The following is a 21,927-nucleotide window of genomic DNA, read 5'->3' as shown; positions in this document are numbered from 1 at the left end:
AACATGGCTAATGCACAAGGCAAAGTCACTCAGGTGATCGGCGCCGTGGTCGACGTGCAGTTCGACGACCACCTGCCCGAGATTCTGAACGCGCTGAACACGGAAAACAACGGGCGGAAGCTCGTCCTCGAAGTGTCGCAGCACCTCGGTGAGAACACGGTGCGTTGCATCGCGATGGACGCGACCGAAGGGCTCGTGCGCGGTCAGATCGTGACCGACACCGGCGCGCCGATCTCGATCCCTGTGGGCAACGCGACCCTTGGTCGGATCCTCAACGTCGTCGGCGAGCCGGTTGACGAGGGTGCGCCCATCGAGGCGGACGAGTTCCGCCCGATCCACGCCGATGCGCCTGCGTTCTCCGAGCAGTCGACCGAAAGCGAAATCCTCGTCACCGGCATCAAGGTGATCGACCTTCTGGCCCCCTACTCCAAGGGCGGCAAGATCGGCCTCTTCGGCGGTGCCGGCGTGGGCAAGACCGTTCTCATCATGGAACTGATCAACAACATCGCAAAGGTGCACTCGGGCTACTCCGTGTTCGCCGGTGTTGGCGAGCGGACCCGCGAAGGCAACGACCTCTACCACGAGATGATCGAATCCAACGTGATCAAGCCCGACAACCTGTCGGAATCGCAGGTGGCGCTGGTCTACGGCCAGATGAACGAGCCTCCGGGTGCGCGTGCCCGTGTGGCGCTGACCGGTCTGACCCTGGCCGAGCAGTTCCGCGACCAGTCCGGGACCGACGTTCTGTTCTTCGTGGACAACATCTTCCGCTTCACGCAGGCGGGCTCCGAGGTGTCGGCCCTTCTTGGCCGTATTCCTTCCGCTGTGGGCTATCAGCCGACGCTCGCGACCGATATGGGCGCGATGCAGGAACGCATCACCTCCACGAAATCCGGTTCTATCACGTCGATCCAGGCCGTTTACGTGCCTGCGGACGACCTCACCGACCCGGCGCCTGCAACGACCTTTGCGCACCTCGATGCCACGACCGTTCTGTCGCGTGCCATCTCCGAGCTGGGCATCTATCCGGCCGTGGACCCGCTCGACAGCTCGTCGCGCCTCATGGACCCGCAGATCGTTGGCGAAGAGCACTACCAGGTGGCGCGTGACGTTCAGGGGATCCTGCAGCGTTACAAGTCGCTCCAGGATATCATCGCGATCCTCGGGATGGACGAACTGTCGGAAGAGGACAAGCTGACCGTTGCGCGTGCACGGAAGATCCAGCGTTTCCTCAGCCAGCCGTTCGACGTGGCGAAGGTGTTCACCGGCTCTGACGGTGTGCAGGTTCCGCTCGAGGACACCATCTCCTCCTTCAAGGCGGTTGTGGCCGGTGAATACGACCACCTGCCCGAGGCGGCCTTCTACATGGTTGGCGGCATTGATGAGGTGAAGGCGAAAGCCGAGAAGCTCGCAGCCGAAGCGGCCTGATCCAGATGCTCTTCCGCCCTGCGGGCGGTCTCGCGACGCCGCCCGCAGGGACGGAGGAGCCAACCCTAGGAGATTGACATGGCAGACATGATGCAATTCGACCTCGTCAGCCCTGAGCGCATGCTCCTGTCGACGAAGGCCAAGTCGGTTCAGATCCCTGGCGCGGATGGTGACATGACGGCCATGCCCGATCATGCCCCGACCATCACGACCCTGCGCCCCGGTATCCTGACCGTGGAAACCGAGACCGGCACCGAGGAGTTCGTGGTCACGGGTGGTTTCGCCGAGATCGGTGAGACATTGTCGGTTCTGGCGGAAAAGGCGCTGCCGCGCGCCGACATGGACCAGGCGACCTATGAAGCTTTGGTCGATGAGGCCCACGAGGCATACAAACAGACCAAGGAAACCTTCAAGAACGAGCCGGGCCCGGTCGATGACGCGGTCAAGCTGCTTCAGGATATGGTTGCCGTGGGCACGCATATCGGTCTGGACCCAAAACAGCCGTCCCTCTGAACCCACAGCCGGCCTGTATCAGAAACCCCGCCTGCATGGCGGGGTTTTTCTGTTTCGGCACATGGCGAAGCAGCTTCGCCGCAAAACCACAAACAGCAAGACGCAGAGCGTCAATTTCGCGATCAAAGACGGCGCGCGACGCCATTCGGGTGACCGGATGCAGCGCGCCACGGGTTCGGCATCCGCGCCGTTTCGTGTTATCGTGCAACGTGCCGCCAAATCCTGGGCAGGCCAGATCAACGGAGACCGTCACGCATGGGAGCGCCATCGCCACCTTTCTCTGTGCCGGTTCAGAATGCCTTCGATGCCTTCCCGGCGCATAGCCGCGCGCCTTTACAGGCTTTGCGCGCGATGATCTTTGAAACGGCGGCTGACATGCCCGAGATCGGTCCGGTCGAGGAAACGCTCAAATGGGGGCAGCCCGCCTATATCACCCCCAAGACCAGGGCGGCCACAACCCTGCGTCTTGGCGTGCCCAAAACCGCGGATTACGCGCTTTTTGTTCCTTGCCAAAGCCGCGTGATTCTCGACGCGCAGGCCCTCTTCGGAGATCTGTTTCGATATGAGGGCACGCGCGGCATTCTGTTTGACGTCGGGCAAGACCCAGACCCGAACGCGCTCCGCCAAGTGATCCGGAGCGCGCTGCGCTACCACCTCAAATCCTAGAGAATGCCTTCGTAAATCGGGCCGAGTGTCTCGGTCTCGAACAGAGACGAAACCGAAGTGCCATTCCAGATGTTCAGGATGGATTGCGCAAAAAGCGGCGCGGTCGGCAAGACGCGGATGTTGGCGGCATTGGCTACCGGCTCGGTGGGTTGGATCGTGTCCGTGAGCACCAGCGATTTCATCACGGAATTTGTCACACGATCCACCGCCGGGCCAGACATGACCCCGTGCGAAATATAGGCATGGACCTCGGTGGCGCCGTGCTCCATCAGCACTTCTGCAGCCTTGCACAGCGTGCCGGCCGTGTCGCAGATATCGTCGACAATGATGCATTTCTTGCCGGTCACATCGCCGATCACGGTCATCTCGGCGATCTCGCCCGGCTTCTCCCGGCGCTTGTCGACAATCGCGAGGGGCGCATTGATCCGCTTGGCCAATTCGCGCGCCCGCGCCACGCCGCCCACGTCCGGAGATACGACCATCACATCGGAAAGCGCGCCAGCAAACTGGTTCAGAATATCGATGGCGAAGATCGGAGAGGCATAGAGGTTGTCCACGGGCATGTCGAAAAAGCCCTGAATCTGCGCGGCGTGCAGGTCCATCGTCAAAACCCGCTCAATCCCGGATTCAGCAACCATGTTGGCCACGAGCTTTGCGGTGATCGGCGTGCGCGCCTTGGTGCGGCGATCCTGGCGGGCATAGCCGAAATAGGGGATCACGGCGGTGATCCGCGCGGCCGATGACCGGCGCAGCGCATCCGCCATGATGAGAAGCTCCATCAGGTTGTCATTGGCGGGGTTCGATGTGGACTGCAGGATGAACATGTCCTCCCCGCGCACGTTTTCGAACACTTCGACAAAGATCTCCTGATCGTTGAAACGTTCCACCCGTGCATCCACCAGCCCGACGGACATGCCACGGTAGAGCGACATGCGCCGCGCGATCGCTTTTGCCAGTGGTTGGTTGGAATTGCCGGCAATCAGCTTGGGTTCGATGACGGTTGGCATGGGAAGGCTCCGGGAGTGTGACGGATTCGTGAACTTGCCGACCGCTTAGCATGGCCCTACGGTTCCGGCCAGAACCAGCACAGGACAGCACCGACATGGCCCATATCGATTACTATTTCGCAACGCTTTCGCCTTTTGCCTATCTGGCGGGCACACGGCTCGAGGAGGTTGCGGCCCGTACCGGTGCGACGATCACCTACAAACCTCTCGATATCGTCGCCTTGTTCGGACGCACGGGCGGCACACCCCCCAAGGACCGGCACCCGTCGCGACAGGCTTACCGCGCGCAGGACCTGCCCCGGCAGGCCCGCAAGCTTGGCATGGAGCTCACCCTCAAGCCGGCGCATTGGCCGACCAATCCGGCGCCGTCCTCCTATGCGATCATCGCGGCGCAGAAAGCCGGTGGCGGCGATCTTGGCGCGCTGTGCCACGGGATCTTGCGGGCCTGCTGGGCCGAAGAAAAGGACATTGCCGAGGACGCGGTCGTGCGCGAATGCCTGACCGCCGCGGGTTTTGACCCGAGCCTTGTCGACAGCGGCCTTCTGGTCGGGGCCGAGACCTACGCCGCCAATCTCGAAGAAGCCGTCGAGCGGGGTGTCTTTGGCGCGCCGTTCTACTTGGTTGACAGTGGCGAGAGCTTCTGGGGACAGGACAAGCTTGATGATCTGGAGGCGCATCTCAAGGGAGAGCTCTGATGCCAAACGCGCTTCGGGGCGGCACGGAGACGTCTTGGCAGGAAATGGGCGCGGGCGCGATGCCCGCGCTCGTTCTGCATTGCGGGCTTGGGCGGGGGGCCATGTGGCGTGGCGTGGCAGCCGGTCTTGCAGAGCGTGCGACCCTGACGGTGCCGGATCTGCCGGGACACGGGAAATCGGGGCCATGGGCGCCGGGCCGCGATGTGCACGATCAGGCGACAGACATGGCGCGGAGCTTTTTTGATAGGCCCATGCACCTGATCGGCCACAGCTTTGGGGGAACGGTGGCTTTGCGTCTCGCGGTGGAGGCGCCCGAAAAGGTCCTCTCCCTGTCGCTTGTGGAACCGGTGCTCTTTGCCGCGGCGCGCAACGATCCGGATTTTGCGGCGCATCGTGCGGCGGAGCAGGGGTTTGCCGCGCTTCATGAGGCCGGCGACGCGGAGGGTGCGGCGCGCGCCTTCAACCGCCGGTGGGGCGACGGCACGCGCTGGGACGGTTTCACGCCACAGGCGCGGGCCATGATGATCGCAAATATGCCCTTTATCCTGAACAGCCGTTCAGCGCTTTGGGACGACATACATGATATCCTGGCTCCGGGCGGGCTCGAACGGATTGCGGCTCCGGTGATGATGATCCGGGGCGCCGGAACGGTGCCCATCGTCGCGGCCATCCATGCGGGGCTGGCGGCGCGGTTGCCGAACGCGGAGGAGGTCGTGATCGACGGGGCGGGACATATGTGTGTTGCCAGTCATCCCGACGCCGTGGCGCAAGCGGTGGCACGCGGGCTCGATCACTCGCGCCGGGCGTCTCTGTCATAGCTGGCCGGGGCGGGCAGGGCCGGTCGCGCAGGCTGCGCCGCCGCATCACGGGAGGGCGGCCGGGCGGCCGGTGCGCCCGGGATGGGCGGTGTGCCCGGCGTGAGGATGTGGCGTAACAGCGCCACCGGATGCGCCTTGAGCGTCAGCCGGGTCGAGACGTAATCCTCGACCACCTCTTCGCCGAGCGTCATGGCGGGCAGATGCGCGGCGGGCTCGTCGATGGCCTCGCCGTCGATATCCTGCGCGAAAAGCGGCAATTCCGGCCCGTTGGAGAGGGCCTTGGATTCCCACAGCGCATCGCGGCGGGTCAGGCCCAGCCCGGCAAAGACATCCGCCTCCGCCAGCTTGGCCAGCAAGGGCGGCGCCAGTCCCGCGCGGCGCCAGACATCGCGCACCGACTGATAGCCATTGCCGCGCGCGGCAGGGATCCATTGGGCATCATCCTCACCGAGCCCCTTGATCTGGCGAAACCCCAGACGCAGGGCAAGCCCGCCGCGCCCGTCGGGTTCCATCACGTTGTCCCAGTAACTCGCATTGATACAGATCGGCCGAACGGTGACGCCATGCTCGCGCGCGTCGCGCACGATCTGCGCCGGGGCGTAGAACCCCATCGGCTGGGAGTTCAGAAGTGCGCAGGCAAAGATGCCGGGATGGTGCCGTTTGATCCACGCCGAGGCATAGACCAGCAGCGCAAAACTCGCCGCATGGCTTTCGGGAAAGCCGTAGGAGCCGAAGCCCTCGATCTGGGCAAAGCAGCGCTCCGCAAACTCGGCGTCATAGCCATTGCGGGCCATGCCGCGCATGAAGAGCGTGCGAAACTCGCTCACGTGACCCTTTTTCTTGAAGGTGGCAAGCGCGCGGCGCAACCGGTCGGCCTGATCCGGGGTGAAGCCCGCGCCGATTATGGCGATCTGCATGGCCTGTTCCTGAAACAGCGGCACGCCCAGCGTCTTGCCGAGCACTTGCCCCAGCGCATCGGAAGGGAAGGAGACCTCTTCCTCGCCATTGCGGCGGCGCAGATAGGGGTGGAGCATGTCGCCCTGGATCGGGCCGGGGCGGATGATCGCCACCTCGATGACCAGATCATAGAAACAGCGCGGGCGCATACGGGGTAGGAAGTTCATCTGCGCGCGGCTTTCGACCTGAAACACCCCGACGCTGTCGGCCTGGCACAGCATGTCATAGACGCGCGGATCCTCCGGCGGCAGCGTCGCGAGCGTGTGGCGGTCCCCGTGATGCGTGGCAATGAGGTCAAACGCCTTGCGGATGCAGGTGAGCATCCCGAGCGAGAGCACATCGACCTTGAGGATGCCGAGGCTGTCGATATCGTCCTTGTCCCAGCAGATGACGGTGCGGCCCTCCATCGTGGCGTTCTCGATCGGGACCAGTTCGTCGAGCCGCCCTTCGGTGATGATGAAGCCGCCCACATGCTGGGACAGGTGGCGCGGGAAGCCGATGATCTCAAAGATCAGCTTCATGGTGAGTTGCAAACGGTGATCGGTTGAATCGAGCCCGATCTCCCGCATGCGCTCGGCTTCCAGCCCGTTGGTGGAGAAAAAGCCCCAGAGCTGTGAAGACAGCGCGCCGATCGTGTCCTTGCTCAGGCCCATGGCGGTGCCGACCTCGCGCACGGCGCGCTTGCCGCGATAATGGATGACCGTGGCACAGAGCCCGGCGCGGTGCCGCCCGTAGCGTTCGTAGATATGCTGGATCACCTCCTCGCGCCGTTCATGTTCGAAATCCACGTCGATATCCGGTGGTTCGTCGCGGGCCTCCGATACAAAGCGCTCAAAGACCATCGTGCCGATCTCCGGGGAGACGGAGGTGACGCCGAGACAGTAGCAGACCACCGAATTGGCCGCCGAGCCGCGCCCCTGACACAGGATGTCGCGGGAGCGGGCAAAGGCGACGATGTCGCGCACGGTGAGGAAATAGGGCTCGTATTTCAGCTTGCCGATCAGCGCCAGTTCATGCGCCAGCAGTTTTTGCACATGCTCCGGCGCGCCCTGCGGATAGCGCCAGCGCAGACCGTCATGGGCGAGTCGCGACAGTCGCTGTGGCGCCGTTTCGCCATCGGTGATCTCGGACGGGTATTCGTAGCGCAGGCTCTGAAGATCGAAGACGCAACTCTCTGCAAGGGCCTGTGCGCGGTCGACGGCGGCGGCCTCCGGGCCCAGAAGGCGACGCATCTCGGCATCCGACCGCAGCCGTTTTTCACCATTGGCCAGCGCCGCCCGGCCCAGGTCGTCGACCCGCTTGCCGGTGCGGATGGCCGTGAGCACATCGGCCAGGGGGCGGCGGCGGCCGTGATGCATCATCGGGCAGGCGGTGGCGACGGTATCGAGCCCGAGGTCACGCGCCAGATCCGCATGGGCGGTCATGCGTGCCGCGTCCTGCCCATCATAGGCGGGCGTCAGCGCGAGGAGGCATGCGGGGAAGCGGCGCGTCAGCCGTTCCGCCTCTGTCCGCCATCCGCTCGCGCCGCGCGTGTTTCGGAGTGCCTGTGGCGGGTGCAGGATCAACCGGAGCCCTGTCAGATCAGGCGGGAGGTCCTTGACGGACAGGTCGCATGTGCCCTTTTCGGCGCGCAGACGCCCTTTGGAAATCAGCCGGCAGAGCAGGGCCCAACCCGCGCGCGTGGCGGCCAATGCCGTGATCTCGATCCCTTCCGCAAAGACCAGCCGCGCCGCAGGGATCAAGCGCGGGACATTGCGGATATCGGCAGAAGGCGGTGCCGGGCAGCCGGGCGGTGCGGGAGGGCCGATGGGGCCATCGCGGGTCTCCAGTGCATCGCGCTCGGCCACATCGCGCGCAATCTCGCGCCCGCGGGTGTGGGCGCGCACGATTCCGGCCACCGAGTTCGTATCGGCGATGGCGATGGCGCTCAGCCCCATCAGCGCCGCACGCTCCATGTACTCCTCGGGGTGGGAGGCCCCGGTGAGAAAGGTGAAATTGGACGTGATCGACAGCTCTGCAAACATGTCCCAGATTATAGTTCATGATTTGTTCTTTTTCGAGTCCTTCCCAGCGGGGTCCTGCGTCCTTCGCACGCCGCGCCGGTGGCAAATGGGCCGCGCCGTATGGTGAGCCGGCCATCAGGGACAGGCCCGCGACGGGCTGATGCGCCGGATTGGGCCCGGCAGGACGGCACGTCACCCGGGCCGAGTTTGCTTGCATATCCGCGCCGGGCCATGCGAGTTTCCCCCTTGAGGAGAGCGCCATGGAAATCGAGACGCAAACCGGTCAGACCGGCACCACCCCTGCGCAATTGCCGCAAACCATGCCGCATGGCACCCGCAATCCGGGCATGGATCTTGACATGGATTGGGTGATGCGCGCGCGGGTCAACCGCTCTGCCGTGGAACGCCGTGCCTCCAGCCTGCCGGGGCGGCGCAGCGTGAAGAAATCGCATCAAGCCGCCTGGCTTGCGCGTGCGATCAGCTGCATCGACCTGACCACGCTGGCGGGTGATGACACGCCGGGGCGGGTGCGCCGTTTATGCGCCAAGGCGCGCCATCCGGTGCGCACCGATCTTCTGGAAGCGCTCGGGCTGCAAGGCCTGACCACGGGTGCGGTCTGCGTCTATCATGACATGATCGAGACTGCGGTCGCTGCGCTGGATGGCAGCGGCATTCCGGTGGCGGCGGTGTCCACGGGGTTTCCTGCCGGGTTGTCTCCCATGTATCTGCGGGTTCAGGAGATCGAGGAAAGCGTCAAGGCGGGCGCGGCCGAGATCGATATCGTCATTTCGCGGCGCAAGGTTCTGATGGGCGACTGGCACGGGCTTTACGACGAGATGCGCGCCTTCCGGGCGGCTTGCGGGGATGCGCATGTCAAGGCGATCCTCGCAACCGGGGAGCTGGGCACGTTGACCAATGTGGCGCGCGCCTCTCTCGTCTGCATGATGGCGGGCGCTGATTTCATCAAGACCTCCACCGGCAAGGAGAGCGTGAATGCCACCTTGCCCGTGAGCCTCGTCATGATCCGGGCGATCCGCGACTACGAGGATCGCACCGGCATTCGCGTCGGATACAAGCCGGCAGGCGGCATCTCCAAGGCCAAGGATGCGCTGACCTACCTCGCTCTGATCAAGGAGGAGCTCGGCGATCCGTGGCTCAGGCCGGAACTCTTCCGGTTCGGGGCCTCGTCCCTGCTCGGCGATATCGAACGGCAGTTGGAGCATCACGTCACCGGCGCATACTCGGCGTCGTGGCGTCATGCGATGAGCTGAGCCGGGGCATGTCGATGCAGAACAACCCCTACATCCTTCTGTTCGGCCTGTTCTTTGCGCTATGGCTGGGGGCCCAAAGCTGGAAGCGGCGCAAGCTGCGCCGGGCTGTGCGCGATCTGCCGACCCGGATGCAGCGTATGCTCGGGCCGGAACCCGATTACGCGCCGCCAGCGGACGGAACGCCAGAGGAGATGCAGGACTACGCACGTCTCTATCGACATGTCGGCCGGGTGCAGCGCGTGCTCTGGGGGGCTGCTGTCCTGTGGCTGGTCTATGTCATTTTCCTTGTCATACGGGAGCAGGTCTCATGACCGTCAAAGAGATTTTCGAGACCATGGACTACGGCGCCGCGCCCGAATCGTCCGAAGATGCGCTGGCGTGGCTTGTGGATCAGGGCTCGCGGTTCGGCCATTTCATCGACGGCGCCTTTACCGCGCCCGGCACAGAGCGCTTCGAGAGCGCGAACCCGGCCAATGGCGAGGTGCTCGCCGAGATCAGTCAAGCCAGCCCAAAAGAGGTAGCGTTGGCCGTGGCCGCCGCGCGCGCGGCGCAACCGGGCTGGGCAGGCTTGGGCGGTCCGGGACGGGCGCGCTATCTTTATGCGCTTGCGCGGCTTTTGCAGAAACACGCGCGGCTGTTCGCGGTGCTCGAAACGCTCGATAACGGAAAGCCCATCCGCGAAAGCCGCGATATCGACATCCCGCTTGCGCAACGGCATTTCTATTATCACGCCGGCATGGCGCAACTCATGGAGCGCGAATTGCCGGGGCGCGCCGCTCTTGGTGTCTGCGGCCAGATCATCCCGTGGAATTTCCCGCTTCTGATGCTGGCATGGAAGGTCGCGCCAGCGCTGGCCATGGGCAATACCGTCGTGCTCAAACCGGCGGAATGGACATCGCTGACGGCCTTGCTGTTTGCCGATCTGTGCCGGCAGGCAGGTCTTCCGAAAGGGGTTGTCAATATTGTGACGGGTGACGGTGCCGTTGGTGCGGCGCTGGTCGAAGCCGATGTGGACAAGATCGCCTTTACCGGTTCGACCGAGGTTGGCCGCAAGATCCGTGAAGCGACCGCGGGGCGCGGTATTGCGTTGACGCTCGAGCTGGGTGGCAAGTCGCCCTATATCGTCATGGAAGACGCCGATATCGACAGTGCGATCGAAGGGCTTGTCGACGCGATCTGGTTCAACGGTGGGCAGGTCTGCTGTGCAGGGTCGCGCTTGCTGGTGCAGGAAGGCATCGCCGAGCGGTTTCACAGCAAGCTCCGGCGGCGGATGGACATGCTGCGCATGGGGGATCCGCTCGACAAGTGTATCGATATCGGCGCAATCGTCTCGCCAGAGCAGCGCGACAGGATCGCCCGGTTGGTCGAGAGCAGCGATGGCACGGTATATCAGCCCGGCACAGGCCCCGTGGAGGGGTGTTTCTTTCCGCCGACCCTTATCACGGGATTGGAGCCGGCATCCCCCTTGATGCAGGAAGAGATTTTTGGCCCGGTCCTCGTGGCGAGCACGTTCCGCACCCCCGAAGAGGCCATCCAGATTGCCAACAACACGCGCTACGGGCTGGCTGCGTCGGTCTGGTCGGAAAACATCAATACGGCGCTCGATATCGCGCCCCGTCTCGTGGCTGGTGTGGTCTGGGTCAACGGCACAAACATGTTCGATGCGGCCGCAGGCTTTGGCGGCCTGCGCGAATCCGGTTTTGGCCGCGAGGGCGGCTGGGAAGGCTTGATGGCCTATACCAGGCCCGAGCAAGCGGCGGAGCCAGCAGCGGCCATCGCGCCGTTCGAGGGCGAGACCAGTGAACCGCAGGCTGTAGACCGGACGGCGAAGCTCTATATCGGGGGCAAGCAGGCCCGGCCCGATGGCGGATATGCGCGTGATATCCATGACGCGACGGGCGTGCTGATCGGGCAGGCCCCGATCGCCAATCGCAAGGATGTGCGCAACGCGGTCGAAGCGGCGCGCGGGGCATCCGCGTGGTCGAAGGCAACCGCGCATAACCGGGCGCAGGTGCTGTATTACATCGCGGAGAACCTCGCCGCCCGGGAAGCGGAGTTTGCCGCACGGATTGATCGCCTTACGGGCGGATCCGGTGGCATGGCCGAGGTGCAGGCATCGGTCGACCGGTTGTTCACCTATGGTGCATGGGCAGACAAGTTTGACGGCGATGTCCGCTCCGTACCGATGCGGGCGGTGGCGCTGGCGATGCGCGAACCCTGCGGTGTAATCGGTGCGCTGTGCCCCGATCCGTTCCCTCTGCTTGGTCTGATCTCGGTGATGGCCCCGGCCATTGCGATGGGCAACCGCGTCGTGCTTGTGGCCTCTGAGCCCTTTCCGCTGGCGGCGACGGATTTCTATCAAGTCCTCGAAACCTCGGATGTGCCGGGTGGCGTGGTCAACATCCTGACCGGCTCCCACGAGGAGCTTGCCCCGACGCTTGCCGCCCATCTCGATGTGGACGCCATCTGGTCGTTTTCTTCGGCACCCGTGTCAGGCGTCATCGAAAAAGCCGCCGCGGGCAATCTGAAGCGGAGTTGGGTGACACACGGGACCGGACGCGACTGGATGGGCGCGGATGGCGACGGGCGCGCCTTTCTGGATGCGGCAACCGAGGTCAAGACCGTGTGGGTGCCTTATGGCGCGTAAGACCGCCGGGGCTGGTTGGTGAGACACCATGGCGCGTAAGGCCCCAGGGGCCTCGTCGCAGAGACAGTGGGCCTGCGCGCATGGCGTGAAATGGCCGCGTCGCGGATGCCCGGGCGCCTTAGTCCTGCCAATAAATGCGACAGCGTGCCGTGGCTATGAGCGTCTTCGAAACCCCGATCATTGAGATTTGATCCGCCCGATGCTATTTATGGAGCATCGTCGCGTTCGCCATGAGCGGGCGCTTTGCAAAAAAGGAGGACGATGTCCTGTCTTCGACAGCTCACGCGGCTACAGCCGCTGACCGGGGAACGCCCATGACGGGCCTGCCCCCGAAATCCCAAGATGGCGCAGCCGTGCTTGCCGCCATTGAAACCATTCTTTCAGACCTCAAGGCCGAAGATGTCGTGCAGATCGATCTGCGGGGCAAGTCATCCGTGTGCGACCACATGATCATCTGCTCCGGGCGTTCCTCGCGACAGGTGGCGGCCCTCGCGGACAAGATCGAGGAGACCCTCAAGCAAGAGCATGGGGTGCTTGCGCGGACCGAAGGCAAGGGAACCGGCGATTGGGTTCTCGTGGATGCCGGTGACGTGGTGATCCATATCTTCCGCCCGGAAGTGCGCGAGTTTTACCAGCTTGAAAAGATGTGGCTTCCGGTTGGCGATCATGTCGGGGCCGTGCCGCAATAACGCGGCGCGTGTCCGGCAACGCTGATGCGCGTTCATCTGTGCGTGGTGGGACGGCTGCGCGCCGGTCCCGAGCGCGATCTTGTCGACGATTATCTCCAGAGGTTCGACCGCACCGGCCGGAGCCTTGGGCTCGGTCCCGCCAAGGTTGTCGAGGTGGAGGATCGCAAGGGAGGCGGCATGGCGTCGGAGGCCACGCTTCTGCGGCGCGCCCTTCCCACAGGCGCTGTCACCTGCATCCTTGATGAGCGCGGGCAGGTGATGCCCTCTCCCAAATTTGCGGACCGATTGAGCCGGTGGCGTGACACGGGCGTATCCGACCTCGCCTTCCTCATCGGCGGGGCCGACGGGCTCGACCCAAGCCTGCGCGATGAGGCGGATTTCGCGCTGTCCTTCGGCGCCATGGTCTGGCCGCATATGCTGGTGCGCGTGATGCTGAGCGAGCAGCTCTATCGTGCCGCCTCCATTCTGGGCGGTGCGCCTTATCATAGGGCGTGACCACCGCGCAGCGTGCGTGTCCGGGGCACAGGGTGTGATCACGGGTGACGCACTCGACACGCCGAAGCGGAAATGCGAGATCGCAAGGCCGCGGCGCTTGGGTTTTGGCAGGCGGGCGGGTAGGTCTTCTGACGATGGCAGGCAAGTCCAAGAAACCGCGCAACACAGCGGCCGCAAAACAGGCGAAACGGCGGTTTCGACCGGTTCGATGGATGCTGCGCTGGGCGGTTCGGCTGGGAGGAATTGCCATGGTGCTTGTTCTGGGCCTCGTGGTGCTTTTCGCGGCGGTCAATCCGCCAACCACGCACACGATCTGGTCCGAGGCGAACCGGCTTGGTGGCGTGCAACGGAATTGGGTTGATGCCGACGATATCGCGCCGGTCATGCTGCGCGCGGCGGTTGCGGCGGAGGATGCCAACTTCTGCACCCACTGGGGGTTCGACATGGATGCGATCCGCGCCGCCATCGACTCCGGTGCGGCCCGTGGCGGCTCTACAATCTCGCAGCAGGTGGTCAAGAACGTGTTCCTCTGGCAGGGGCGTTCCTGGGTGCGCAAGGCGCTTGAAGCCGCGCTGACCCCGGCGGTCGAGGCGATTTGGTCCAAGCGCAGAATACTCGAGGTCTATCTCAATATCGCGGAGTTCGATGAGGGTGTGTTTGGCGTCGAGGCGGCGGCACAGCGCTATTTCGGAACGTCTGCCGCCCGTCTGAGCACGCGACAGGCGTCGCTGCTGGCCTCGGTTCTGCCCAATCCCAAGCAGCGCAATGCGGCCAACCCCACCGCTTTTCTAGACCGTCGCGCGCGCGCCATCGCATCGGGCGCCGCGACCATCGACGCGGATGGCCGTGCCGCCTGTTTTCAGTAGGCGCAGGGTGGCCTGTGGTGCGCGTCACGGTTGAACCGTCGCGCGTTGTGCGGCAAAGAGAACCGGACCCCTGATCGTTCGGAGACCTCATGGCCAAGCTCTATCACGTGCCGCTGTCGCCTTTCTGCCGCAAGGTCCGCCTCAGCCTTGCGGAAAAGAAGATCGAATGCGAACTGATCGAGGAGCGGTATTGGGAAAAAGACGCGGACTTCCTGCGCCGCAATCCCGCCGCCAAGGTTCCGGTGATCCGGATTGACGGAAAAACCATGGCGGAATCAGCCGCAATCTGTGAGTGGATCGAAGAGAAATATCCCGAGCCGCCATTGATGCCGCGCTCCGCCGATGCGCGCTACGAGGTGCGCCGGCTTGTGGGATGGTTCGACGACAAATTCCACAACGAGGTGACCTCGAAACTGCTCTACGAGCGGGTCAACAAGAAGGTGATGAAGGCGGGGTTCCCGGACTCGGGCAATGTGAAATCCGGCGCGAAGGCGATCAAGTATCACCTCGATTACATGGCATGGTTGCTGGATCATCGTCGTTGGCTGGCGGGCGATTCGATGACCCTGGCGGATTTTGCAGCCGCGGCCCATCTTTCGTCTCTGGATTACATCTCAGACGTGGACTGGAATCGCTCCGAGGTGGTGAAGGACTGGTATGCCAAGATCAAGTCGCGCCCGGCCTTCCGCAATATCCTCGCGGATCAGATCCCGGGGTTCCCACCGCCACCGCATTATGCGGATCTCGATTTTTAGGACGGCGGCGCGGCGCTCGCCTGCGGCATCGCCCCGCCCACCGTCCCATTTAGGCGAATCGATCAGGCGGATCCCAATGGCGGCAATCGGAGAAGAGGCGCATTTCTGACCATTGGCACCCCGATGACACGCTCAAGCGGGCGCTTGTTGCGCAGGCCGAGACCGAAGGCTTTGCCGCGTGCCGGATCTGCCGTCCGGATGCCGTGCCGCAGGTGATGGCACGGCTACGGCACTTCGTGGCCGAGGGTCGGCATGGACAGATGGGGTGGATGGCCGAGCGCATGCATTGGCGTGGCGCGCCGGACGTCCTCTGGCCCGAGGCCCGCTCCGTGATCATGCTGGCCGAGAATTACGGGCCGGATCAGAACCCGCTCGCTGATCTGGAGCACAAGACGGCAGCGACAATCTCGGTCTACGCCCGGAACCGGGATTATCATGACGTGGTCAAGAAACGGTTGAAGCGTCTCGGCCGTTGGTTGATCGACGTCTCTCGAAAACGGTGTGGCGTAGAGGCGCAGATCAAGGTCTTTGTGGACACCGCCCCGGTGCCGGAAAAGGCGCTTGCAGAAGCGGCCGGGCTGGGCTGGCAGGGCAAGCACACCAACCTCGTCAGCCGCGAGCTGGGGAGCTGGTTTTTCCTTGGAGCGATTTTCACCACTGTCGAGCTGGAGCCGGATGCGCGCGGACAGGATCATTGCGGCCGGTGCCGGGCGTGCCTTGATGTCTGTCCAACCGACGCTTTCCCCGAACCGTATCAACTCGATGCGCGGCGCTGCATTTCCTACCTCACCATCGAGCACAAGGGGATGGTGGACCCGGCATTGCGCCCGGCGCTGGGCAACCGGATCTATGGCTGTGACGACTGTCTTGCGGTCTGTCCCTGGAACAAATTTGCGGAACGCGCGTCGGAAGTGAAATACCATGCGCGCGAGGATCTGCTCCGCCCGCCCTTGGCGGAGCTTGCGACACTGGACGACGCCGGTTTCCGGGCGCGGTTTGCAGGCTCGCCCATCAAGCGGATCGGGCGCAACCGGTTTGTGCGCAATGTCTGCTATGCGATTGGCAATTCCGGTGAGGGCGCTCTCGTGTCGGTGGTTCAGCCGCTTTGTGACGACGACGATCCGGCCGTGGCAGACGCCGCCCGATGGGCCGTAGGCCGCTTGCGCGCTCCGTCCGGGTAGCCCGCAGGGGTTTCGTCATTGTTGGTGAAGCGGCCCGAAATCAGCAAAGGGCGCCGACAGAGGGAGGCGCCGACGCCCTTTGTTTCGTGCCCGGATCAAAACCGTAGTTGCCGGATACGCTACGTCTTTAAAGATAAGCCGGAATTGGCATCCGGCAAGGCAGCCTGTCATCAAACTCACGCCGATGGGAGACAGATGACAGGTGGCTTGCTTCTTGCGGATGAACGCCCACCTATTGAGGCATGTCGCATCCAAAACGCGGCCCGGATAACCAAGACCGCCATTAAGGAGGACCCGCATGGCCCGATATGAGCGCCGTCCCGAAGTGATCGAGAGCCTCACGCCTGAGCAATACCGCGTCACGCAACAAGACGGCACGGAACGCCCCGGGACGGGCGAATACCTGTCCAACAAGGAACCCGGTATCTATGTGGACATCGTGTCCGGCGAGCCGCTTTTCGCCAGCAGCGACAAATATGAGTCCGGCTGCGGATGGCCAAGCTTCACCAAGCCGATTGAGCCCGCGCATATCAATGAACTGCGCGACACATCGCTGGGTATGATCCGAACGGAAGTGCGCTCGACCCACGGTGACAGTCATCTTGGCCACGTGTTTCCGGACGGCCCCATGGATCGTGGTGGCCTGCGATACTGCATCAATTCCGCGTCCTTGCGCTTTGTGCACCGTGACGACATGGAAGCCGAGGGCTATGGTGCCTATCTCGATCAAGTGGAGGATGTTGCATGAACGGTTTGGAACGCGCAGTGCTCGCCGGTGGATGCTTTTGGGGCATGCAGGACCTGATCCGCAAGCTGGACGGCGTCGAAAAGACCCGCGTCGGCTATACCGGGGGGGACGTGCCAAACGCCACTTACCGCAATCACGGGACGCATGCCGAAGGGATCGAGATCTGGTTCGACCCGGAGCGGATCTCCTACCGCCGGCTTCTGGAGTTCTTCTTTCAGATCCACGATCCGACCACAGTCAATCGACAGGGCAACGACCGCGGCATGAGCTATCGTTCCGCGATCTACTACGTCGACGCGGACCAGAGAGCCTGTGCGCTCGACACAATTGCCGACGTCGAAGCATCGGGCCGGTGGCCGGGCAAGGTCGTGACCGAGGTGGAGCCGGTCGGTGATTTCTGGGAAGCCGAGCCGGAGCATCAGGATTATCTTGAGCGCATCCCGCATGGCTATACCTGTCACTTCCCGCGTGCCGATTGGGTTCTTCCGCGACGCGACGCGGCCGAATAGGGCCAAACGACTTGGCGGGCCTGTGACACGGCCGTTTTCAAAAGAGGCGATCCACCGCGTGTGGGTCGCTTTTTTTTGTGGGAGACTGTCGGTGTGGGTCTTTGAAACCTGTTGTGTTCCCTTGTGCCTTCACCGCACTTGGCGAGCGCATCGTGTTGTGCAAGCGCGGCCACGCAGAGAGCGGTAGAACCTGAGCCTCATCAATCGCGACACGCTGTGGCACCCATCCGCACGGCCCCGAACCTCGGGTTGACGGTCTGGTGTTTCTTTTATGCGGATAAATTGGTAACCAGTCCAAACCAATTTTCAAAAGACACAGGAGCTTTCATGCCGTTTCGCCCCGTGCAATCCGAAAAGCTCGCGCATGCCGTCGTCCGGCAGATTGAACAGCTGATCCTGCGGGGTGTTCTGCGCCCGGGCGATCGGCTTCCGGCGGAACGCGAGCTTTCGGAGCGGCTGGGTGTCTCGCGTCCCTCCTTGCGCGAAGCGGTGGGAGATCTGGAGGCGCGCGGCCTCCTAGAAGCACGCGCCGGGGCGGGAGTCTTTGTGACCGATGTTCTTGGCTCAGCGTTTTCCGACGCGTTGAAGGGACTGTTTGCCGGGCATGACGAGGCGATTTTCGACTATCTCGCCTTCCGTCGGGACATGGAGGGGTTGGCCGCCGAACGGGCCGCCGCTCAGGGAACTGATGGCGACCTCGAGGTGATCAACACGATCTTTGGCAAGATGGAAGCCGCACATGGCAAACGCAATCCGGCGGATGAAGCCAAGCTGGATGCGGATTTTCACCTCGCCATCATCGAAGCGAGCCATAATGTCATCATGCTGCACATGATGCGCTCGATGTACCAACTGCTGCGCGAGGGCGTGTTCTACAACCGGCAGATCATGTTCAAACAGCGCACCACCCGCAGCGCGCTGCTCGATCAGCACCGGGCGATCAATGACGCCCTTCAGGCGCGTGACGGCATCGCGGCGCGCGCTGCTGTTGTGGCGCATCTCAATTTTGTTGAAGACGCGCTGTTCCGAGACCGGCGGGCGGAGGCGCATGACGTGGTTGCACGACAGCGCCTTGAGCGCGAACGTCGCGGTTGAGCGCGCCCACCCGCATGTAAGACACGCGGGTGGGCGGTGTGGATCACTCGCCGGCCAGGATCGAGCCTGGAGGCGTTCCGTCATTCAGCCAGGTTTCGAGCGGTGTCATCGGGTCGAGCGCGGCGGCGTTGATCCCGTCGGGCCCCGGCAGGATGCCGCAATGGTCCAGCCCCGGCACCATGAAGAGCGCAACGTTTCCCTTGAGCGCGTCCTCGCCCCCGGCGGCCTCAGCGGCTTGTTCATACCACGCCACCGTCTTGTAGGGCGTGACGATGGCATCGGCCCAGCCATGCCAGACAATCATCTTGCCACCGGCGTCGCGGAAGGCGGAGATGTCGGGGTTATCGGCATTGTAGAACCCTGCTGATGTCGACATTCTCGCCGGATCGGCCTCGATATCGAAATCACCCGGTGTCCATGTCGGGCCGGGATCGGTGTCATAGGCCATGTAGCGTCCGAAATCCGTGGCGAAAGCGTTGACCAGCCGTCCGCCGCCATCGGCATTGCCGGTCAACCAGAGCCACCAGAACGACTCCGATCCCTCCGGAATGCCGCCGGGGTAGAGCTGCTCTCCGGCAGCGTTGCGCGGGCCTTCCCGCCATTTTGCAAGCGTATCAAGCTGCTGGTTCGAAAGTCCGAGATCACCGTAATTGACGTCGCAGGCACGAGGATCGCCAATTACGCCGTCTTCAGCCCCGTCCACCGCGTCGCATTGCTCCAGCACGGCTGCGCCGATCTTGGCCACATCGTCCGGGCCGAGGATCCAGTTGCCGTCCGCATCGGTATTGGTTTGCATCAGCCATGGATGCTTGACCCCGACCAGCCCGGTGTAATCCATCGCCGGGGCCCCGGAGATGATCCCGTCGAACATCTCGGGATAGCGCTCGGCGGCCACGTGAGCCATGCGCCCACCGGTCGAACAACCCTGAAAGATCGCCTGTTCTGAGGCGGCGCCGTAAAACGCATCGATCATCGCCTGGGCGACGCGGTTTGTTTCCCCGATGGACCGCCAGCCCCAGTCGCGTTCGGCGTGCGGGTTGTGCAGGGCCCAGCCCGCATCGGTGACACCGAGCCCGTGATGGCCGCTGTCGGACGTGGCGGTGGCATATCCGCGCTCCAGCCCGGGGCGCATGGCATTGATCCAGCCGCCGCCGGCATCCGCGCGGCCCAGGACGCCGCAAAAGCCGCCGCACCCGGATTGGTAATATTTGCCGTTCCAACCCTCCATCGGCAGCCGCACCTCGATGGAGATCGCGGGGCGGGCCGTTGCGCGCACCTCGCAATAGGCGGGCAGCGTATCGGAGGCTGGAATGACGCGCGCCGAGCTGACGGTTGTGGTATCGACGACCACGTCGCGCAGCGCGGTGCACGCTGCATCGCTGTTCTGCGCGAAGGCCGGGGCAGCGGTGCAAAGGATGATGGTGCCAAGGGCTGGTAACCGCATGAACGTCTCCTGTTTCGGGGTCAAAGGACCACAACCTTTGCTTGTTTTTCCAAACCAGTAAAGCGTCTTGTCTGCGGAGGTGGCGGGGTTGTCTACAAGATTGGCCGGCGCTGTGGGCCCGCCACGGACCATGAAAAAACCCGGGCACGCAGGGTGCCCGGGTCAGTCGTGTCAAAGGGTGATGGGGGAGAAACCGTCAGCCTTTGGTGAAGTCCGGATAGGCCTCCATGCCCAGCTCGGCCATGTCGAGACCGTTGATCTCGGCCTCTTCGTCGACGCGGATACCCACGGTCGCCTTGAGGATGATCCAGATGACCAGCGAGGTGATGAAGACGAAAGCGCCGATGGATACGATGCCGAGGATCTGTGCGCCCCAGTTGCCGGTGTAGAAGGCAACCGCCAGCGTGCCCCAGATGCCTGCAAAGAGGTGGACCGGGATGGCACCGACAACGTCGTCGATCTTGAGCTTGTCCAGCAGCGGAACGGTGAAGACCACGATCACACCACCCACGGCACCGGTCAGCAGCGAGCCGAAAAGCGACGGGGCAAGCGGTTCGGCAGTGATCGACACGAGACCGGCCAGAGCACCGTTGAGCGTCATGGTGAGGTCAGGCTTCTTGTACATCATCTGCGTCAGGATCAGGGCTGCCACCGCGCCGGCCGCTGCGGCCATGTTGGTGTTGGCGAAGATCCGGGACACGTCGGTCACGTCACCCACGGTGCCCATGGCGAGTTGCGAACCACCGTTGAAGCCAAACCAGCCAAGCCACAGGATGAATGTACCGAGCGTTGCGAGGGCGAGGTTCGAGCCGGGCATCGGGATCGAGCGGCCATCCTTGTAGCGACCGATACGAGGACCGAGGACAATGGCACCTGCGAGGGCTGCAAAGCCACCAGCTGCGTGCACGAGGGTCGAGCCCGCGAAGTCGGAGAAGCCTGCTTCCGAGAGCCAGCCGCCGCCCCACTGCCAGGATGCTTCGATCGGGTAGATGAAGCCCGTGAGCACGACAACGAAGATCAGGAACGGCCACAGCTTGATCCGCTCGGCGAGCGTGCCCGAAACGATCGACGCGGTGGTCGCGCAGAACATCAGCTGGAAGAAGAAGTCCGACCCGGCGGATGCATAGTCGAGTGCTGCATCTTCAGCGGCAAGGCCGACCGGTTCAAGCGAGGTCACGGCGAAAAACGGTCCGAGCCAGCCTTCGATCAGCCATTCGGCCGGATACATGATGCCGAAGCCCACGAGCCAGTACATGATCGCGGCGATGGAGAAGAGCGCGATGTTCTTGGTGAGCTGCATCGTCACGTTCTTGGAGCGCACGAGGCCCGCCTCGAGCATGGCGAAGCCAGCCGCCATCCAGAAAACAAGGAAGCCACCGATCAGGAACAGCAGCGTGGTAAAGATATAGGGGTTGATGTCAGGCGCCGCCGCAGCGTCGTCCTGAGCCAGGCCCAGCGACGGGAGCGCGATCAGCAACGCTGCCGGGGCAAGTGTCTTGAGAAGATGCATGGTTATCCGTTTCCCTAAAGTTTGTCCGGTTCGCGTTTAGATCGCGTCGGCGTCCGTCTCGCCGGTGCGCACCCGCACGGCTTGGCTCACATCGAGAACAAAGATCTTGCCGTCGCCGATCTTGCCCGTTTGAGCGGTGTTTTTGATGGTGTCGACGACCTGGTCGGCCATTGATGCGGCAACCACGATTTCGAGCTTGATCTTGGGCACGAAATTCACCGCATACTCCGCGCCGCGATAGATTTCCGTGTGGCCGGACTGTGACCCGAACCCCTTGATTTCGGTGACCATCATGCCGCGCACCCCGATCCCGGTAAGCGCCTCGCGCACCTCTTCGAGCTTGAACGGCTTGATCGTTGCAATGATCAGTTTCACCTTTGTCCCTTTCGGTTGGCAGGAGCGTCCTGCAGACTGCATGCAGCGACAAAGAGCGGTGAGACGGGCGATGGGGAAGGGTGATGGGCAGAATCCGGTGAGTCTTTTCAAGGCGAATGCATATTTTTTGTGCATAATTTGGGTTACGCCTAATTTTCGGGCATAATATTTGTCACGCGCGCGATGGATGGGATGTCTACATTGTCGCGAAGACGGGGTATCTTATGCCGAAACGACCCTTCGAGAATGAGAGCC

Annotated in this window: 21 protein-coding genes; 16 read left to right on the top strand and 5 right to left on the bottom strand. The window is 63.3% G+C overall.

Annotated elements, in window-relative coordinates:
* The first annotated feature begins 3 nt into the window (after positions 1 to 3).
* The 3 genes from atpD (at position 4) to J1C49_RS00635 (ending at position 2,607) form a co-directional block, all read left to right on the top strand.
* A complete protein-coding gene (gene atpD, locus J1C49_RS00645; RefSeq protein WP_227443820.1) occupies positions 4 to 1,428 on the top strand; it encodes a F0F1 ATP synthase subunit beta in 1,425 nt (474 codons plus the stop codon).
* Positions 1,429 to 1,506: 78 nt separating this feature from the next.
* Positions 1,507 to 1,941, top strand: coding sequence for a F0F1 ATP synthase subunit epsilon (locus J1C49_RS00640; RefSeq protein WP_227443818.1), 435 nt, complete (start codon positions 1,507 to 1,509; stop codon positions 1,939 to 1,941).
* A gap of 255 nt (positions 1,942 to 2,196) precedes the next feature.
* Positions 2,197 to 2,607 carry a DUF1801 domain-containing protein gene (locus tag J1C49_RS00635; RefSeq protein WP_227443817.1) on the top strand — a complete coding sequence of 137 codons (411 nt, stop codon included), beginning with the start codon at positions 2,197 to 2,199 and terminating at the stop codon, positions 2,605 to 2,607.
* Here the strand turns inward: J1C49_RS00635 and J1C49_RS00630 are convergent.
* On the bottom strand, positions 2,604 to 3,614 hold the full coding sequence (locus J1C49_RS00630) for a ribose-phosphate pyrophosphokinase (RefSeq protein WP_227443815.1): 1,011 nt from the start codon (positions 3,612 to 3,614) through the stop codon (positions 2,604 to 2,606). The two genes, J1C49_RS00635 and J1C49_RS00630, sit on opposite strands and share 4 nt — an antisense overlap.
* Positions 3,615 to 3,709: 95 nt before the next feature.
* On the opposite strand from J1C49_RS00630, the gene J1C49_RS00625 reads away from it, so the two are divergent.
* On the top strand, positions 3,710 to 4,309 hold the full coding sequence (locus tag J1C49_RS00625; RefSeq protein ID WP_227443814.1) for a 2-hydroxychromene-2-carboxylate isomerase: 600 nt from the start codon (positions 3,710 to 3,712) through the stop codon (positions 4,307 to 4,309).
* Positions 4,309 to 5,127 carry an alpha/beta fold hydrolase gene (locus J1C49_RS00620; protein WP_227443813.1) on the top strand — a complete coding sequence of 273 codons (819 nt, stop codon included), beginning with the start codon at positions 4,309 to 4,311 and terminating at the stop codon, positions 5,125 to 5,127. Before J1C49_RS00625 ends, J1C49_RS00620 begins: the two co-directional genes overlap by 1 nt.
* Here J1C49_RS00620 and J1C49_RS00615 read toward each other — a convergent pair.
* Positions 5,100 to 8,108: an error-prone DNA polymerase gene (locus tag J1C49_RS00615; RefSeq protein ID WP_227443812.1), complete on the bottom strand. Its 3,009-nt coding sequence runs from the start codon at positions 8,106 to 8,108 to the stop codon at positions 5,100 to 5,102. The two genes, J1C49_RS00620 and J1C49_RS00615, sit on opposite strands and share 28 nt — an antisense overlap.
* Before the next feature lie 239 nt (positions 8,109 to 8,347).
* Between J1C49_RS00615 and deoC the strand changes: the two genes are divergently transcribed.
* From deoC to J1C49_RS00560, 11 genes are all read left to right on the top strand, one after another.
* Positions 8,348 to 9,358, top strand: coding sequence for a deoxyribose-phosphate aldolase (gene deoC, locus J1C49_RS00610; RefSeq protein WP_370639353.1), 1,011 nt, complete (start codon positions 8,348 to 8,350; stop codon positions 9,356 to 9,358).
* Between the two features lie 8 nt (positions 9,359 to 9,366).
* Complete coding sequence (locus J1C49_RS00605; RefSeq protein WP_227443811.1) at positions 9,367 to 9,669, top strand: hypothetical protein; 303 nt, start codon at positions 9,367 to 9,369, stop codon at positions 9,667 to 9,669.
* Positions 9,666 to 12,005 (top strand): aldehyde dehydrogenase family protein, encoded by a 2,340-nt coding sequence (locus J1C49_RS00600; RefSeq protein WP_227443810.1) that lies wholly within the window; start codon positions 9,666 to 9,668, stop codon positions 12,003 to 12,005. The genes J1C49_RS00605 and J1C49_RS00600 overlap by 4 nt, the downstream gene beginning before the upstream one ends.
* 314 nt (positions 12,006 to 12,319) lie before the next feature.
* Positions 12,320 to 12,694 (top strand): ribosome silencing factor, encoded by a 375-nt coding sequence (rsfS, locus tag J1C49_RS00595; protein WP_227443809.1) that lies wholly within the window; start codon positions 12,320 to 12,322, stop codon positions 12,692 to 12,694.
* Between the two features lie 24 nt (positions 12,695 to 12,718).
* A complete protein-coding gene (gene rlmH, locus J1C49_RS00590; RefSeq protein WP_227443808.1) occupies positions 12,719 to 13,189 on the top strand; it encodes a 23S rRNA (pseudouridine(1915)-N(3))-methyltransferase RlmH in 471 nt (156 codons plus the stop codon).
* Positions 13,190 to 13,323: 134 nt separating this feature from the next.
* The gene (gene mtgA / locus J1C49_RS00585; RefSeq protein ID WP_227443807.1) at positions 13,324 to 14,055 is read left to right on the top strand and encodes a monofunctional biosynthetic peptidoglycan transglycosylase; all 732 of its coding nucleotides are present in this window, start codon (positions 13,324 to 13,326) and stop codon (positions 14,053 to 14,055) included.
* Positions 14,056 to 14,144: 89 nt separating this feature from the next.
* Complete coding sequence (locus tag J1C49_RS00580; RefSeq protein WP_227443806.1) at positions 14,145 to 14,810, top strand: glutathione S-transferase family protein; 666 nt, start codon at positions 14,145 to 14,147, stop codon at positions 14,808 to 14,810.
* A 101-nt stretch (positions 14,811 to 14,911) separates the two neighbouring features.
* The gene (queG, locus tag J1C49_RS00575) at positions 14,912 to 15,991 is read left to right on the top strand and encodes a tRNA epoxyqueuosine(34) reductase QueG (protein ID WP_227443950.1); all 1,080 of its coding nucleotides are present in this window, start codon (positions 14,912 to 14,914) and stop codon (positions 15,989 to 15,991) included.
* 298 nt (positions 15,992 to 16,289) lie between these two features.
* On the top strand, positions 16,290 to 16,739 hold the full coding sequence (msrB, locus tag J1C49_RS00570; protein WP_227443805.1) for a peptide-methionine (R)-S-oxide reductase MsrB: 450 nt from the start codon (positions 16,290 to 16,292) through the stop codon (positions 16,737 to 16,739).
* Positions 16,736 to 17,248, top strand: coding sequence for a peptide-methionine (S)-S-oxide reductase MsrA (gene msrA / locus J1C49_RS00565; RefSeq protein ID WP_227443804.1), 513 nt, complete (start codon positions 16,736 to 16,738; stop codon positions 17,246 to 17,248). Before msrB ends, msrA begins: the two co-directional genes overlap by 4 nt.
* A gap of 327 nt (positions 17,249 to 17,575) precedes the next feature.
* Entirely contained in the window at positions 17,576 to 18,343 is a 768-nt protein-coding gene (locus tag J1C49_RS00560) for a FadR/GntR family transcriptional regulator (protein ID WP_227443803.1), read from the top strand.
* A 43-nt stretch (positions 18,344 to 18,386) separates the two neighbouring features.
* Here J1C49_RS00560 and J1C49_RS00555 read toward each other — a convergent pair whose 3' ends face one another.
* The 3 genes from J1C49_RS00555 to J1C49_RS00545 form a co-directional block, all read right to left on the bottom strand.
* Positions 18,387 to 19,787: a tannase/feruloyl esterase family alpha/beta hydrolase gene (locus tag J1C49_RS00555; protein WP_227443802.1), complete on the bottom strand. Its 1,401-nt coding sequence runs from the start codon at positions 19,785 to 19,787 to the stop codon at positions 18,387 to 18,389.
* A gap of 196 nt (positions 19,788 to 19,983) precedes the next feature.
* On the bottom strand, positions 19,984 to 21,297 hold the full coding sequence (locus J1C49_RS00550; RefSeq protein WP_227443801.1) for an ammonium transporter: 1,314 nt from the start codon (positions 21,295 to 21,297) through the stop codon (positions 19,984 to 19,986).
* A gap of 36 nt (positions 21,298 to 21,333) precedes the next feature.
* Entirely contained in the window at positions 21,334 to 21,672 is a 339-nt protein-coding gene (locus tag J1C49_RS00545) for a P-II family nitrogen regulator (RefSeq protein ID WP_227443800.1), read from the bottom strand.
* Positions 21,673 to 21,927: the final 255 nt, after the last annotated feature.

This window comes from Cognatishimia sp. F0-27 (genome assembly GCF_020667845.1).
Lineage (GTDB): Bacteria > Pseudomonadota > Alphaproteobacteria > Rhodobacterales > Rhodobacteraceae > JAFMPQ01.
Note: the sequence above shows the minus strand (reverse complement) of the source record. Positions and strands in the feature narration are given on the sequence as shown.

Excerpts from the sequence above, each read along its gene's own strand:
- J1C49_RS00625 (WP_227443814.1), top strand. The coding sequence starts at position 3,710 with ATGGCCCATATCGATTACTATTTCGCAACGCTTTCGCCTTTTGCCTAT.
- J1C49_RS00630 (WP_227443815.1), bottom strand. The coding sequence starts at position 3,614 with ATGCCAACCGTCATCGAACCCAAGCTGATTGCCGGCAATTCCAACCAA.
- J1C49_RS00550 (WP_227443801.1), bottom strand. The coding sequence starts at position 21,297 with ATGCATCTTCTCAAGACACTTGCCCCGGCAGCGTTGCTGATCGCGCTC.
- rlmH (WP_227443808.1), top strand. The coding sequence starts at position 12,719 with ATGCGCGTTCATCTGTGCGTGGTGGGACGGCTGCGCGCCGGTCCCGAG.
- J1C49_RS00640 (WP_227443818.1), top strand. The coding sequence starts at position 1,507 with ATGGCAGACATGATGCAATTCGACCTCGTCAGCCCTGAGCGCATGCTC.
- J1C49_RS00600 (WP_227443810.1), top strand. The coding sequence starts at position 9,666 with ATGACCGTCAAAGAGATTTTCGAGACCATGGACTACGGCGCCGCGCCC.
- rsfS (WP_227443809.1), top strand. The coding sequence starts at position 12,320 with ATGACGGGCCTGCCCCCGAAATCCCAAGATGGCGCAGCCGTGCTTGCC.
- J1C49_RS00560 (WP_227443803.1), top strand. The coding sequence starts at position 17,576 with ATGCCGTTTCGCCCCGTGCAATCCGAAAAGCTCGCGCATGCCGTCGTC.
- J1C49_RS00615 (WP_227443812.1), bottom strand. The coding sequence starts at position 8,108 with ATGTTTGCAGAGCTGTCGATCACGTCCAATTTCACCTTTCTCACCGGG.
- deoC (WP_370639353.1), top strand. The coding sequence starts at position 8,348 with ATGGAAATCGAGACGCAAACCGGTCAGACCGGCACCACCCCTGCGCAA.
- J1C49_RS00580 (WP_227443806.1), top strand. The coding sequence starts at position 14,145 with ATGGCCAAGCTCTATCACGTGCCGCTGTCGCCTTTCTGCCGCAAGGTC.
- msrA (WP_227443804.1), top strand. The coding sequence starts at position 16,736 with ATGAACGGTTTGGAACGCGCAGTGCTCGCCGGTGGATGCTTTTGGGGC.
- J1C49_RS00620 (WP_227443813.1), top strand. The coding sequence starts at position 4,309 with ATGCCAAACGCGCTTCGGGGCGGCACGGAGACGTCTTGGCAGGAAATG.
- J1C49_RS00555 (WP_227443802.1), bottom strand. The coding sequence starts at position 19,787 with ATGCGGTTACCAGCCCTTGGCACCATCATCCTTTGCACCGCTGCCCCG.
- J1C49_RS00635 (WP_227443817.1), top strand. The coding sequence starts at position 2,197 with ATGGGAGCGCCATCGCCACCTTTCTCTGTGCCGGTTCAGAATGCCTTC.
- msrB (WP_227443805.1), top strand. The coding sequence starts at position 16,290 with ATGGCCCGATATGAGCGCCGTCCCGAAGTGATCGAGAGCCTCACGCCT.
- J1C49_RS00605 (WP_227443811.1), top strand. The coding sequence starts at position 9,367 with ATGTCGATGCAGAACAACCCCTACATCCTTCTGTTCGGCCTGTTCTTT.
- mtgA (WP_227443807.1), top strand. The coding sequence starts at position 13,324 with ATGGCAGGCAAGTCCAAGAAACCGCGCAACACAGCGGCCGCAAAACAG.
- atpD (WP_227443820.1), top strand. The coding sequence starts at position 4 with ATGGCTAATGCACAAGGCAAAGTCACTCAGGTGATCGGCGCCGTGGTC.